The organism is Mesorhizobium sp. WSM4816, assembly GCF_055811535.1.
In genome coordinates, this window is record NZ_JBVVQR010000012.1 from 122,428 (window position 1) to 135,612 (window position 13,185).

Here is a 13,185-nt window from a genome sequence, read left to right on the forward strand (position 1 = left end):
TTCGCCGGAAACGACCGGCAGGCCGAGTGGAACTCGGATGAGATCGTCAGGCGAATGGCCGAAGATCCGTGCAGCCGCTGGATTCGCGTAAAGTACTGCGCCCGACAGGTCGACGACGAGTATCCCGTCGGCCGTGTTTTCGATCAGACGTCGAAAGTTCAGGTGACTGATGCCCGTCAGCGGTGGCTCGTTGACTAGTTCGAGCATTTCGGCGGTGCTCTGGCCCATGCCCCGTGCTCCTCACGCTGCTGAAGAACCTGCGGCGGGATCCCGGAACACGTCGGGTGCGCCATCGAAGGGCTCACCGAGATGCATGCCGGTGCCGTCGATCGTGAAGCGCCGTATCTGCTTGTCATGCTCGCTGCCGCGCATTTTCAGCACCATGATCCCGCGGTTCATGAGATGCCTCTCCTGAATGTAGCGCAACAGGATGATCGAGTCTGTGAGGGTCGAGATATGTTGTTCACTGGCGCTTTGGCCACCGACAAGCGACTTGTCGGTGGCAGTGCAAAGACCAGCGATCTCGCGTTTCTTGATAAAAGAGGTGAGACTGATCAGGAATTCGCGGAAGCCGGTTTCCGGCGCGATCCGTTCCAAGGCGGACAGGCTGTCGATCGCGATCCTGTCCGGTTTAAATTCCTCGACGAGTTCGCGGATCATCAACAGATGATCCGGCAAGTTCTGCGCCTCCGGGTAGATGCAGACGATCTTCAGCCGGCCGTCGGACTCCATGGCCCTGAAATCGACGCCCCATCCGCGCGCATTGCGAAACAGCTGACCGCGGCTCTCTTCGTAGTCGACCAGCAACGCACGCTCACCAGCCGCGACACCGCCAGCAAGAAAATTGGTTACCAGCAGGGTCTTTCCAGTGCCTGTCGCGCCGCTGACAAGAGTGACGCTGTCGCGGAAGAAACCGCCGCCGCACATCCGGTCGAGTTCTGAATTGCCGCTCGTCACCCGTTTCGTGCTGGATTGCTGCTCGAGGCGCAAGGAGGACAAGGGCACTGCGACTATGCCTTGCTCGACGACCAGCGTGATCGGCACCTCCCCTTCGACATGGCGGCTGCCGCGCATCTTGAGAACCTCGATGGTCCGCCTGCGCCGCTCGCGATCGAGCGCATTGCGCAGTATCACGACATTGTCGGCGACGAACTCCTCGATCCGGTGGCGGGAAATTTCGCCATATTCGCTGTTGCGCTCGGCAGTCATCAGCACCGTCAGCCCTTCCTTCTTGAGCGCCGTCGCGATGCGCATGAGTTCCCGCCGTACCGACGTCTGCTCTCCGACGAAATGATCAAAGAGCTGGGTAATCGAGTCCAGCACGACGCGCCGCGCGGCGGCGTTCCGCGCCGCGTGCAATATACGCGTCAACAGGCCGGCCAGATCGAACTTGCCGACAATCATCTGGTCGTGGTCGCGCGGGCTGGCGTCGACGAAGACGAGCTTGTTGGTTTCGCGCCAGCGGCGAATATCCCAGCCGAAACTGGCCATGTTGACCTCGATATCGGCCGGTGATTCCTCAAAGGTGACGAAGATGCCCGGTTCGTCGAGACCGGTGATACCGTGGGCCAGAAACTGGGTCGCGAACACTGTCTTGCCACTGCCCGGCGTGCCCCCGACAATGGTGGTGCGCCCGCCGTGGCAGCCCTCCCATCACAAGGTCGTCGAACGCTTCGATGCCCGTCTTGACGCGGTCGAGCACGGGATCGACGAGGGTCACATCAGCTGTGGTCATGGCCACCATCCTTGTTGCGATAACCGAAATAATCGAGAACCTGATCGATGTTGCTGATATCGCCGACCAAGCGGCGCGGCGGGCTCGCCGTTTCATCGGAAAGCGTCGGCGTCGCCAATATGCCGGCCTGTTCTGCCGCTTCGGGATGCGCGAGAATGTCGACGGTCTCGATTTCAATTCCGCCGGCCAACGCCTGGATCTTCAGCCGGCTTTCCAAGGCTCGTCGGGCGGCGGGCGTATCTCCGGCAATGTAGAGGCGGAGCGCGGCGCGAGGGTCGGACAGGTTGTTGTGGCTCATATCTCACGCCTGGCTGCACGAACATTGCAGATCGGCGTGCTGAAGGCGCCACGCCACGAATCCAGTTCGCCGGCATTCCTGTCTTCCCTGGCGACCGGCCGGTCTTGCCTGGAGCCGATGCGCCACGGCTCGCGCTCGGTGAGGCCTGGATCAGCGCCTATGCGTCGTTTGTAGATAGCCGTGATCGGCGCGTCTGCGCACTAGTGAACATTTCCGCCTGCTCCGCGTTATGAGGGGCCAGAATTTTTGAAGAAGGGGCGGCGCGATGAAACATCAGCAAGGGGAGCCGATCGGAAACAACCTGCTCCGGGCACTCAGAACCGACGACTGGAAGATATTGCAGCCGAGCCTCGAACACTGGTCGGCGCTAACCGGGACCTTGCTGCATGAACCCGGCGATACCGTTCGTTACGCCTATTTCCCTCGCGGATCGAGCTTGGTCTCTTATCTCGTCGTCTTGAATGATGGGCGAGCGATCGAGACGGCGCTCGTTGGGCGAGAAGGCGCTGTCGGCGGCATCGTCAGCCAAGGCAGGCTACCGGCCTATACGCGGGCGGAAGTCCAGTTGGGAGGTTTTTCTTCCGAATCGATCTGAACCACCTCGAAGACGCGAAATCAGCCTCTTTGACGTTGCGCCACCTGTTCGCTCGTTATGCGGATTGCCTGATGGCACAGGTATTCCAATCGGTCGCGTGCGGTGCTGCGCATTCAATCGAACAACGCACCGCGAGATGGCTGCTGGCTGCGGTCGAGCGGACGGGAGTCGACGCCATGACGGTGACCCAGGAACAGCTTGCCGTCATGCTCGGGGTCGGTCGCAGCTATTTGAGCCGCGTCATCCGCGACCTGAGGCAGCGCGGGGTCATTGAGACGCGGCGCGGCCAGATTTCCATTCGCAAGGCCGACAGGCTGCGATCGCTGGCTTGCGAGTGCAACGCAGCCGTCAGCCACCATTTCAATGACGTGCTGAAGGGCGTCTATCCGGCGGAGCACCCGCATGACGGATTTACTGATCTACAACCTGGCATGCGAGAATGACCGTCAGACCCGTCTCCGGGAACGGCAGGCCGGGCTATCCGTTCTCAACTGGCCGGCCGGATGTCCCCGGACCGGCTTTTTTGTGCCTCGGCTACATGGATATGGATGCCGTGGCGGTTCGGCGACCTACATCGGTATGACGCTAACATCGATATGACGCTGGAGGACACGCCATGGACATGAGCAACAGGAAGACGCAGTTCAATGTCTGGTACTGGATCGCCGCCTTCATCGGGCTGATGATCTTTCAATATGTCTACACCGCCACGCAGAATATCGCGCAGATCCCCTACAGCCATTTTGAGACCCTGCTGCGCGACGGCAAGATCGCCGACGTGCAGGTTTCCGATCGCTTCATCCAGGGCCGCTTCAAGGAGCCGCAGGACGGCAAGCCGCTGTTCATTACCACGCGCGTCGAGCCTAACCTCGCGCGGCAGCTGCAGGAACACGGCGTCACCGTCACTGGCCAGATCGAAAGCACCTTCCTGAGCGACCTGCTCTCCTGGGTCGTCCCGATCCTCGTCTTCTTTGGCTTGTGGATGCTGCTGATGAGACGAATGGCGGGTGGCATGGGCGGTTTGATGCAAATCGGCAGGAGCAAGGCCAGGGTCTATGTCGAGGCCAATACCGGCGTCGGCTTCGACGACGTGGCGGGCGTCGATGAGGCCAAGGCCGAGTTGCAGGAAATCGTGGATTTCCTGAAAAGCCCGCAGGAATACGGCCGTCTTGGAGGGCGCATGCCCAAGGGCGTGCTGCTGGTCGGACCGCCCGGCACCGGCAAGACACTGCTCGCGAAAGCCGTTGCCGGCGAGGCAAAAGTTCCGTTCTTCTCGATCTCGGGCTCGGAATTCGTCGAGATGTTCGTCGGCGTCGGCGCCGCCCGTGTGCGCGACCTGTTCGAGCAGGCACGCGCCAAGGCCCCGGCGATCATCTTCATCGACGAGCTCGACGCGCTGGGCCGCGCCCGCGGTGCAGGCCCGATGATGGGCGGACACGACGAAAAGGAGCAGACGCTCAATCAACTCCTGGTCGAGCTCGACGGTTTCGACCCGAAAATCGGCGTCGTGCTGCTCGCCGCGACGAACCGCCCGGAAATCCTTGACCCGGCACTTCTTCGCGCCGGCCGTTTCGATCGGCAGGTGCTGGTCGATCGCCCGGACAAGCAAGGTCGCGTCCAGATCCTTAAAGTCCACATGAAGAAGGCCAAGCTGGCAGCGGATGTCGATGCCGAAAAAGTTGCCGCCCTGACGCCGGGCTTTACCGGCGCCGACCTCGCCAACCTGGTCAATGAGGCAACCCTGCTCGCCACGCGCCGGAGGGCGGATGTCGTCACGATGGACGATTTCAACAATGCGGTCGAGCGCATCGTGGCAGGGCTCGAGAAGCGCAACCGGCTGTTGAACCCGAGGGAACGCGAGGTCGTCGCCTATCACGAAATGGGCCATGCGTTGGTAGCCATGGCGCTGCCCGGCGTCGACCCCGTGCACAAGGTATCGATCATCCCGCGCGGCGTCGGCGCCTTGGGCTACACGATCCAGCGGCCGACCGAGGACCGCTTCCTCATGACCCGCGAGGAACTGGAGAACAAGATGGCAGTGCTGCTCGGCGGCAGGGCGGCCGAGTGGATCGTGTTCGGGCATCTGTCCACGGGGGCCGCCGACGACCTGGCCAAAGTGACCGATATCGCCCGCGCCATGGTGACGCGTTACGGCATGTCGGAAAAGCTCGGCCATGTGGCGCTGGAAAAGGACCAGCGCTCCTTCCTGAGCCCCAACCCACTTGCCGGCGGTCCGCGCGAGCACGATTACGGCGAGGCCACCGCCGAGGCTATCGACGAGGAGGTTCGCGGCATCGTCGACACAGCTTTTTCGCGAACCGTCGGGCTCCTCACCGAGCGACGGGACCTGCTGGAAAAGACGGCGCGCAAGCTGCTCGAGATCGAGACGCTCAGCGAGGCCGAACTCGCATCGCTCGTCGGAAACGCCGCGGCAGCGGATCGCACGGCGGCATCCGAACCGCAATCGGGGAAGCGACCGATACGACGAGGCAAGGCTGCGGCGACAAATTTTTCGCGCCGGGCCGAGTGACGGCCTTCCTGTCCCGACCTGGTCCGGGGTCGACTGCCGAAAGCCGCAGCCCGACGTGAGAGATACTGCCTGCGGCGGGAAGGCGACCGCGGCAAGCAGAATCGCAATCCCTCATCAATCCATTGAGTCATGCTGGTAAAGCTCATCCATGCTGAGCGTCGCCAGAGCGGCGAAAGGCGCCTGCTTTTTCACGCGACCGCCGCTGAGGATCACCACGTCGTCGCAGAATGAGATGGTGCTGTGATGATGACTGATCACTATGGTCGTGCGGCGGCCTGCCCTCGACTTCAAGGTCTCGACGATCGCCGCTTCCGACAGTCCGTCCACCGCATTGGTGGCTTCGTCCAGGATGAGGATATCGGGATCGCGCACCAATGCTCTCGCCAGTGCGATCCGCTGCCGCTGTCCGGCTGAAAGATTGACGCCCCGGTAGCCGACGACCGTCTGGTAGCCTTGCGGCAGATGTTCAATGAATTCATGCGCTTCGGCCAGCTGTGCAGCACGCTGGGCGTCGCCGGCCGAGGCTGCCTCCTGCCCGTAGATTATGTTCTCAAAAATGGTGCCATCCACCAGTTCCAAATCCTGGCTGGCGAGTGCGATATGCCTTCGCCAGTGGCTGGGATCGATCTGGTCGAGGGGTGATCCATCGACGAGAATTCTACCGGCATCAGGCTCGACGAAGCGGCACAGGAGATTGACGATCGTCGTCTTGCCTGCGCCTGAGCGGCCGATGAGCGCCGTCGAGCGGCCGCTGCGGATCTCGAATGCCGCCGAATGCAGCACCACGGCACGCTGGTCCTTGCCGGAATAGGTAAAGGTCACGTCATCGAACTTGATCCGTTCCGCCAAGCCCTGGAACGGTCGGTGTCCTCGCGGAGGTTCGGGCTTGTCGGTCGGGTCCAGCATCCAGACCACCTCTTCAAGCGACCCACTCAAGCCTTGCAACTGGCTCCAGGCCATTTGCAAGGCCCGCATATACGGCTGCAGCCTGTAGAGCAGGATGACGAACGCGACGATCAGCGGGAAACTCACGCCCACGAACCAGGCGCCGATCACCACCGCCAGAAACAGCATCGCGTGGAGAACCTCGGTCAGCGGCGGCAACGCGCCCTGACGCGTAAGCAGGACGAAAGCTGCCCGGCGAACCGCGTCCGACGCCTGATCGAATGTCGCCTTCTCGCGGCTCTCCTGTCCGAAAATACGGATCAGACGCCCGGCATGCACGAGGTGGAGCATCTGCGATGCAAGATCGCTGTTGCGCGAGGCGACGCTGCGGCTCGGCGCCTTCAAATTGGCTGACAGCACGGCGTGCGCGATCTGAACGACGACCAACCCCAGCGTGACCAACAGTGTCATCTGCCATGAAAGCAGGAGCAGAAAAGCCAGCAGAATGATTGCGGCAGATGCGCTGACGATGGCCGTCAGCATGATCTGGATCGCATCCGATGCCCGCCAGGATTCGTTGGAGATGATGTTGAGCAGCCGTCCGGGACTTTGCTGCAGGAAGAATGGATAACCGACCCGTAGCAACTGCTCCGACAGTGCGCTGCGGATCGAATGGCTGGCCTTGCCATAGATGAAGGTCGTCAGCAGCGTGTTTGCGAAGGCGAAGACGTTCTTCAGGACGATCGAGCCGAGAATGGCGACCGAAATGACGATCAGCCGGTCGCGCTCGCTCAGGTTAGATCCGAAATGCTGGAAGACGGCAGAAAAGCCGGCCATTCCGGTTTGATCCCCCTGCCCCATGATGATGCCCAGCAAGGGGATGATCAGCCCTATGCCGAAGCCTTCAAGGGCCGCGCTGGCAAGACCCAGCATCACCACGGCAGGAAGCAGCCGCAGTTGCTTCCGTCCAAGCGCGCGGCGCAGCATCGGCAGGCTCGGCGGTACCAGTCGCATTATGGCGTATTCACCCTCGCCTCGGCATTTGCCTGTTGATCCTGTGCTTGTTGATCCTGCCGCACTTGCGGCGCCTCTGGCCGTCTCGCCAACGAAAGAACCGCGAACTTGGCCGCGCCGAGCAGATTCATGACGACGATCGGCCAGTGCGACAGCTTGAGTTCGCAATCGAACCGAGGCCCCTTCACCAATTCCCGGAAAGCCGATCGCACGGCCCAGTAGAAATGGCGAAGCAGCCAAGGCGCATGGCGAACATGTTTCAGGCACAGCCCGCCATTGCCCAGGCAGTAGTCGCGGTGGAGCTTTTCGATGGCCTTGTGATCTCGCCGGCCGTGATGGTGGAAAATCGTCATGTCGGGCACATATTCGACTGGAATTCCGAGCAGCACCGCTCGCACCAGATAGTCAGTATCTTCCGCGGAGCGCAGCGGGCCGCCTGCGCCGAACCGCTCGTCGAAAAGGCCGATACGGGCAGCAGCATCGCGGTGCATCGTCATGTTGCAGCCGAGCACAAAGCCGCCGGGATGAACATCCGATGTAAGCCGCTCGCGGACCAGCGATCGCTTGATCGTGAACGGCAAATCCCTGGCATCGCCGATCTCGACGCGGCCTCCCCGGACGACCCGTTCCCCGCTCCCATAATGTCGCTGCAAATCACTGAGGTAGTCGCCATGGACTTGGCAATCATCATCGACGAAGACCAGCACACGGCCCCGTGCGCGCGCCAGACCGGCGTTGCGGGCCGCCGCCAATCCGCGTCGTGGCTCGCAAACAGCGGTCAATGGGATGTCCGACAGTTCGGCGATGCTGGCCAGGCGTTCTGCCGTGCGGTCGGTCGAGCCGTTGTCGACAACCACGAGTTCGGCCGCGAAGGCAGGATGGGCACGGCACGCGGCTTGGATCGACTTGATGCAAGGCTCGAGCACCGCAACGCGGTTGCGCGTGCAGACGATGAAGCTGACCTCCGGTGCGGGGCCGTGCTGCGGCCGGGGATCGGCCGAAATGGGCGCAAGCATACTCGAGCGACCGTGCTGCAGAGGCTGGTGGGATTTGACTGTCATTCTAGCTCGACCCAAGGGAAGGCAGAACCGCCGCGGCCGGCACGGATTGCAAGTACCGCGACAAGGCGTCTACCTGCCTGGTCGCCGAAATCGAGACGAGACTGAACCGTGGCGCGTAGGCGCCGGCACGCAATGCGTACCGCTCGCGACGCCGAATGCGGTCCCATTTGGCAGTTCGCGTCAGGAACTCATGCGTCAACAGCGGTTGCATCTCATCGCCTATGAGTTGGTAGAGGAAATAAAACAGGTTCAGCGTGCCGGCCTCATAGCTCGGCCTCGTTTCCGCCGGCAGTCCGGAAATCCTCTCCTGCAGCGCAAGCATCCAATCGGCGGCACGGCGGACCGTGTCCATTGAGGCAGTATCACCGATGTCGCGGAGGTCCCGCGCGTTTGGCGCGAGGCCTTCCCGCTCAAGGGTTTCGGCCACGATCTTCAAATGCGTCCTTCGCATCTCCCGCTTGTGCCGGTTCGTCACGCTGTCGCCATGGATACGATAGGCGATCAGGTTTTCGGGGATCATAGCCGCCGGGTAACGGTCGGTAAGCCGTCTGAAGAGATCGAAATCTTCGGCATGGGTATAGCTCTCGTCGTAATATAGATCGCCGTCCTTTATGGCGTTCTTATTAAAAACTACTGTCGGATGCATGAATATCGTGAAGAACATTGACAATATTCCCAGGATATTTTCCTGAAGAGCTGGATCAGGCAGGCCTTTGACGATGCGGTTGCCAAGCAGGAAATCGACACCTGCGCCGCACAGGGCGAGGTCGGGCCGCCGGTTGAAGAGTGCGACCTGACGCGACAGGCGCCAGGGATAGGCGATATCGTCGGCGTCCATCCTGGCGACCAGATCACCGCGAGCCACCGCCAGCCCTTCATTCAGGGTTGCGATGAGGCCCCGGTTTTCGCGTGAGACGATGGAGATGCGGTTGTCAGATTTGCGGAAATTCTGCAGGATCTGCAGGGAATTATCCGTCGATCCGTCATCGATCGCGATGATCTCCAGGCGATCGTAATCCTGCCGCAGGATGCTGGCGAGCGCGGCAGCCAGATAAGGTCCGGCATTATAGATCGGCAGCAGAACGGACACCAAGGGAGCAGCCATGGTCAGCTCCGATCCGTTCGCGGGAGGTCGCGTGCCAGGGATGCTTTGCGGCCATCGAGCGGGCCGCCGAAATAAGCTCCTGTTGTCCTTCCAAGCCACCCGGCGTCATCCGTTTTGACACCTGCCAGAATGACGGCGCCAACTCCTGGAGCAACATAGGGGAAGTAGCGCTTGAGGCTGTTGAGCGGCTTTTCGAAAAGCAGCCATGAGACCGAAGCCACAATGATGGTCGCCGCTCCTGCAACCAGGAATCGCCCCGGCCCTTGCTCAGAGACGTTGAGCGGGATCCAGGGCTGGGACATGACCGCGAGCGACAGGACGATGGGATGGTAGAGATAAACGCCGTAGCTGACGCGGCCAAGCGCCAGCAGCGGTGGCAGGTTGAGAAACTTCCCCCGATAACCGTCAATGCCGGAGGAACAGCTCGCAACGACCACGACCAGCGGCACGAGAGGCAGAACTTCCAAGAGCAGCCAGCGGCCCCATTCCTGCACGGAATTTGCCGGCGTCGGAGCAAACCACTGCAGGACGAAAAAGGCGGCCGCGAGCGCCGGCCAGCCAAATCGCAGCCACTGAGGCAAGACAGCGGTTCTGGTTCGGTAGACTGCAAGCAGCGCACCTGACGCCAGCGCGTCCATTGATGCTGGCGGAAGCAGGTCGCGCGCGAGGTCGGGACTTCCGGTGATCGGCCAATAAAAGCGATACGACAACGACAGCAGGATGATGCCGATACAGATCGACTGAAGACGCCGGAGCGGCGCCAGCAAAACGATCAATGGCCAGACGATATAGAACTGCTCCTCAATGCTCAGGCTCCAAAGATGGGCGAGGACCCAAGGCGTCCATTCGTTGCGCAGGGCGAACCAGAAATTCGACAGATAAAGCGCATGCCAGACCAGCGATCCCCTCGACTGCTCCAGGTCGACCAGCCAAACGAAAGCCAACACGGCAAAGTAGGGAGGGAATATACGCAGCGCCCGCCTGATGTAGAAGGATTTGAGTGCGGGTGCGGTTTCGAATTCAGCGGCCGCGCGCGCGTCCAGAAGAAGCCGCGTGATCAGAAAGCCACTCAGCACGAAGAACAGTCGCACGCCGATGTGGCCCCAGAAGGAAGACCCTCCCGCCGCAAAGAAATGCGAATACATCACCATCGTCACGGCGATGGCCCTCAGCGCGTCCAATTGCGTGTCGCGTCTCATCGGCGGCTTCCGCCAGTTGGATGTCTCCGATGACATCGTTGCCGCGGGTCGCCGCAGATCACTCTGCGGACAGCGGCGCCTGCGCAATGCGGCTGATCGTTTTCGCTCAAAGCGCTGCGTCTCGCGCGGGCTGCGGAGGTTCGGGCGGAGCGACCAAATGGCTCTGCGCCATCCCCCGCCAATGGGTCCACCAGATTGCAGATTGCCTCAACACCACGCTTCTCCAAGCCTCCAGGGAGAATTACCAAGGAGAGTCTTTTCACGCCATCGAATGCCTCGGGGCGACGATAGGAAAAAAATGCTGCGCCGCAACACAAAATGTTAACGTGGCTGAAATAGACGCGTGAGGCGCGGCTTGCGAAATGCGCGAGAACCGCCTGAACCTGGCTATTTTTTGACAGTTCTTGACCGAAGCTCGGACTTATTCACACTTTATGATTGGCGCTACCGTGCTGCATTGCAGCATGATCCAACGCAAATTGGGATGAGAAACTCGGGTCCTGCCAGACCTGAGCTCGCAGAGCACAAACTCCCATCATGGGCGATGGAAGCCTCTGGCGATCCGGATTTCCTTGTTCGGCAACAGTGACGCCATGCCGAGCTGCGTGTAACTCGGAAGGGACGCCAGCGCCGGTTCGATCTCGGCGTCGTAGCGGTGGAGGTTTCGGATGCGTCCGAGCAGCTCTTTCCCGACCTCGTATCGCATGGCACGGAGATCACGACGCAATTCTCACGCCTCATTGGATAGGAGCCAGGCGCCCTAGCGCCCGCTCGTAGATGGCCTGATGCAGCTTTGCGATCCTGGGCCACGACAACTCCTCCGCGCGGACCCGTGCCTGCGCCGCCATTGCCGACCGGAGGCCCTCGTCCGCCTGCAGCAGGCGCAGGGCCGCGACGAAGTCGTCGGCATGTGAGACCAGGATGGCCTCGGTGCCGGGCAGGTATGCTCGGACCGCTGCGATGTCCGAGGAAACGACGGGCAGGCCGCTTGCGATGCCCTCCAGAAGCGCGTTGTTCGCCGTTGCACCCAGGAGAGGCAGGAAGAGGACGTCCGCGGATCGATAGAGGGAGGCCAATAGATCGTCGTCCAGACCCGAGCGGATCGTCACGTTCGCTGACATGAGGCCGAGGTTCGCGCCCGTGACGACCTCGAAGTCGATCTCGGGCAGGGCGGTCGCGACGGCCCTCACGGTATCCCAGTCCCGGAGCCAGTTCCCAACGGTCAAGCATTTCAGCCGAGCATTCGCCCGTGTCCTGTCGCCCGGAGCAAAGAAGGAGGTGTCGATGCCGTGCAGCACCAGGTGCAGGCGTTCGGCGGGAACGAACCGGCCGAAGAACTCCGCCTGGGTCGGTGAGACCATGATCAAGTGGTCCAGCCGTCGGAGCAGCTCGCCGTCGAGAATCGCCTCGGCGACCTCGGGCGGCTGGTGGAAGGTCGCGATGACCGGCAGGGACGACCGTCCCCCGAGCTTCAGGAGACCGGGCAGGTACCGCCCGGAATGCTCTCCGTCCAGCAAGTGCACGATGTCCCAGGAGCCTCGGATGCACTCGCCGAAGATCCTCGCTTCGGCGGTCAGGTCGCTCACCTTGTACCAGCGCATCCCCGACCGGCGGCACCATCTCTTCAGGACGGGCCTCAGCGGGGAAAGCCAGGCGGGAACGTCCGAATCGTCGTCCGGGGTTCCGTGCAGCCCCACGGCGAAGGCCGCCCGGTCGAAATGCTGTGCAACTTGGACGTATCCTGCCCATCGGCCCCAGTGCGGATAGAGCGTGTGCTCGAAGCGGATCCGGATGGGGAGTTCAGCGCCGGACACCGAGAAGTCCCCGGATAAAGCCGACGTCAATAAGCGCGAAGCACTTCAGGGCAAACGTGTCGGGATCCGTCGTCGGAAGCACGAGGGACCGCAGGCGCCGCGGCGAACGCATGAGACGCACGGCCCGGCCGAGGGCGGCGCGGTACCGCTGACGCCGGCTCGGTGCACGCTCGATCGTGTACATCATCGCGTCCGAGATCCCCTGCCAGTAGAAGCGGCTCCGAAACCATGCCTGGTCTAGACGATAGAGTGGCACCAGGTGCGAAATCGCGATCTTCGGCACGTAGACGACGCTGTAGCCGCGCTCCGCGATCTTTTTCTGAAGAAAGACGTCGCCGCTCGAAAGGAGGTTGTTTCCATAGCGGTCGAGACGGGGGTCGAACCCTCCCACGCTTTCGAGCAGCGCCCTCGGGACGACCATGTTCGCGCCGACAAGCCACGCTCTCGCGAGGTCGGGAATCACCATCTCGCGCGGCCCCCAGTCGACGATGGTGAGCGAACCAGCGATCCCGTCTGACAGCCATTCTGGGCGAGCGCCCTCCCACATCGGATCGACCCGACCGCCGGCCGCGCCCATGTTCGGTCCGCATCTCTCGACCGCATCGCCGATGGCCAGAAGCCATCCCGGCTGGGCTATGGCATCGTCGTCAAAGTAGGCGACGTAGGACCCGCGGCAGGATCGCCAGCCGGTGTTGCGGGCGACACAGAGCCCGGTCCGTTCTTCGCGGATGTAGACGACGCGGTCGTCGACTTCGAACTCCGACACCACCTCGCGGGTATGGTCAGTGGACCCGTTGTCCACCACCACGATCTCGTAGAGGGACCGCGGGAAATCCTGCCGGACGACGCTGGCGATCGCCTTCCGGAGGAGATCGGCCCGGTTCCGGGTGCAGATCACCACGGAAATCCAGCCGGTTTCGGGTGCGCGAACCGCAGTATCCAAGTTCGA

The 13,185-nt window shown here is 62.0% G+C and carries 10 protein-coding genes and 2 pseudogenes; 2 read left to right on the top strand and 10 right to left on the bottom strand.

Going from position 1 to position 13,185, the window contains the following annotated elements:
* Positions 1-33: 33 nt before the first annotated feature.
* The 3 genes and pseudogenes from AC0L3H_RS15670 to AC0L3H_RS15680 form a co-directional block, all read right to left on the bottom strand.
* Positions 34-228, bottom strand: a pseudogene (locus AC0L3H_RS15670) (PAS domain-containing protein); the annotation flags it as partial.
* A gap of 12 nt (positions 229-240) precedes the next feature.
* Positions 241-1,590 (bottom strand): circadian clock protein KaiC, encoded by a 1,350-nt coding sequence (kaiC, locus tag AC0L3H_RS15675; RefSeq protein WP_473586056.1) that lies wholly within the window; start codon positions 1,588-1,590, stop codon positions 241-243.
* Between the two features lie 131 nt (positions 1,591-1,721).
* On the bottom strand, positions 1,722-2,033 hold the full coding sequence (locus AC0L3H_RS15680) for a circadian clock KaiB family protein (protein WP_473586057.1): 312 nt from the start codon (positions 2,031-2,033) through the stop codon (positions 1,722-1,724).
* A 265-nt stretch (positions 2,034-2,298) separates the two neighbouring features.
* Here AC0L3H_RS15680 and AC0L3H_RS15685 point away from each other — a divergent pair.
* Together AC0L3H_RS15685 and ftsH are read left to right on the top strand one after the other, a co-directional pair.
* Positions 2,299-3,071: pseudogene (locus AC0L3H_RS15685) on the top strand (Crp/Fnr family transcriptional regulator).
* A gap of 173 nt (positions 3,072-3,244) precedes the next feature.
* Entirely contained in the window at positions 3,245-5,158 is a 1,914-nt protein-coding gene (gene ftsH / locus AC0L3H_RS15690; protein ID WP_473586058.1) for an ATP-dependent zinc metalloprotease FtsH, read from the top strand.
* Positions 5,159-5,272: 114 nt separating this feature from the next.
* Here ftsH and AC0L3H_RS15695 read toward each other — a convergent pair whose 3' ends face one another.
* The 7 genes from AC0L3H_RS15695 to AC0L3H_RS15725 form a co-directional block, all read right to left on the bottom strand.
* Positions 5,273-7,057, bottom strand: a complete 1,785-nt coding sequence (locus tag AC0L3H_RS15695; RefSeq protein ID WP_473586059.1) for an ABC transporter ATP-binding protein — start codon at positions 7,055-7,057, stop codon at positions 5,273-5,275.
* Positions 7,057-8,073, bottom strand: coding sequence for a glycosyltransferase family 2 protein (locus tag AC0L3H_RS15700; RefSeq protein ID WP_473586060.1), 1,017 nt, complete (start codon positions 8,071-8,073; stop codon positions 7,057-7,059). Before AC0L3H_RS15700 ends, AC0L3H_RS15695 begins: the two co-directional genes overlap by 1 nt.
* Before the next feature lie 46 nt (positions 8,074-8,119).
* A complete protein-coding gene (locus tag AC0L3H_RS15705) occupies positions 8,120-9,223 on the bottom strand; it encodes a glycosyltransferase family 2 protein (RefSeq protein ID WP_473586061.1) in 1,104 nt (367 codons plus the stop codon).
* 2 nt (positions 9,224-9,225) lie between these two features.
* Entirely contained in the window at positions 9,226-10,422 is a 1,197-nt protein-coding gene (locus AC0L3H_RS15710; RefSeq protein WP_473586062.1) for an acyltransferase family protein, read from the bottom strand.
* Positions 10,423-10,957: 535 nt separating this feature from the next.
* Positions 10,958-11,149, bottom strand: coding sequence for a PglZ domain-containing protein (locus tag AC0L3H_RS15715; RefSeq protein ID WP_473586063.1), 192 nt, complete (start codon positions 11,147-11,149; stop codon positions 10,958-10,960).
* A 10-nt stretch (positions 11,150-11,159) separates the two neighbouring features.
* Positions 11,160-12,236: a glycosyltransferase family 4 protein gene (locus AC0L3H_RS15720; RefSeq protein WP_473586064.1), complete on the bottom strand. Its 1,077-nt coding sequence runs from the start codon at positions 12,234-12,236 to the stop codon at positions 11,160-11,162.
* The gene (locus tag AC0L3H_RS15725; protein ID WP_473586065.1) at positions 12,223-13,179 is read right to left on the bottom strand and encodes a glycosyltransferase family 2 protein; all 957 of its coding nucleotides are present in this window, start codon (positions 13,177-13,179) and stop codon (positions 12,223-12,225) included. Before AC0L3H_RS15725 ends, AC0L3H_RS15720 begins: the two co-directional genes overlap by 14 nt.
* Between the last annotated feature and the right edge of the window lie 6 nt (positions 13,180-13,185).

Bases quoted from the DNA above. Each gene is read 5' to 3' on its own strand.
- ftsH (WP_473586058.1), top strand. From the start codon at position 3,245: ATGGACATGAGCAACAGGAAGACGCAGTTCAATGTCTGGTACTGGATC.
- AC0L3H_RS15700 (WP_473586060.1), bottom strand. From the start codon at position 8,073: ATGCTTGCGCCCATTTCGGCCGATCCCCGGCCGCAGCACGGCCCCGCA.
- AC0L3H_RS15695 (WP_473586059.1), bottom strand. From the start codon at position 7,057: ATGCGACTGGTACCGCCGAGCCTGCCGATGCTGCGCCGCGCGCTTGGA.
- AC0L3H_RS15710 (WP_473586062.1), bottom strand. From the start codon at position 10,422: ATGAGACGCGACACGCAATTGGACGCGCTGAGGGCCATCGCCGTGACG.
- AC0L3H_RS15680 (WP_473586057.1), bottom strand. From the start codon at position 2,033: ATGAGCCACAACAACCTGTCCGACCCTCGCGCCGCGCTCCGCCTCTAC.
- AC0L3H_RS15705 (WP_473586061.1), bottom strand. From the start codon at position 9,223: ATGGCTGCTCCCTTGGTGTCCGTTCTGCTGCCGATCTATAATGCCGGA.